This window comes from Salinicola sp. 4072 (assembly GCF_036663415.1).
Lineage (GTDB): Bacteria > Pseudomonadota > Gammaproteobacteria > Pseudomonadales > Halomonadaceae > Salinicola > Salinicola salarius_A.
Genome location: NZ_JAXOVV010000090.1, coordinates 1 through 520, shown reverse-complemented (window position 1 = coordinate 520; position 520 = coordinate 1). Strand labels below are relative to the sequence as shown.

Genomic DNA, 520 nt, shown 5'->3' with positions numbered 1-520 from the left:
AGCGCTCACAATCAATTACCTGATCGGCCAGAGCAAGACTGTTTGGGTCTGTAGCTCAGTTGGTTAGAGCGCACCCCTGATAAGGGTGAGGTCGGCAGTTCGAGTCTGCCCAGACCCACCAAATTTTGCCGAATACGGCGTTGCTTTTTCCCTCGTGTAGCAGGCTACACGTCGGTCAAAAGCGCCTTGTCTTCGACAAAATTGCTTTTATCGGGGCCTTAGCTCAGCTGGGAGAGCGCCTGCCTTGCACGCAGGAGGTCAGCGGTTCGATCCCGCTAGGCTCCACCACTCTCTCGCGACAACCGAGAGACAAGCGCAACCCGACAGTCTGACCATAAGTTTTAAGCTATACGCTTGACGTGACGATGAAACACTCGTGACAGCAAGCTTACAGCTTAGAGCTTATCGCTCTAAACGCTCTTTAACAATTTGGATCATGCTGACAGTTCTTCTCTCTAGAGAAGAGCAAAACGAGATACGTCTCAAGCGTATCCGGCAATTGTCGAATGATTAATCACTG

At 51.0% G+C, this 520-nt stretch carries 2 tRNA genes; both read left to right on the top strand.

The features are described from left to right. The first annotated feature begins 44 nt into the window (after positions 1–44). Positions 45–121: transfer RNA gene (locus tag R3F72_RS18610), tRNA-Ile, on the top strand. A gap of 91 nt (positions 122–212) precedes the next feature. Next, positions 213–288 (top strand) — tRNA-Ala (locus tag R3F72_RS18605). The last annotated feature ends 232 nt before the right edge of the window (positions 289–520 follow it).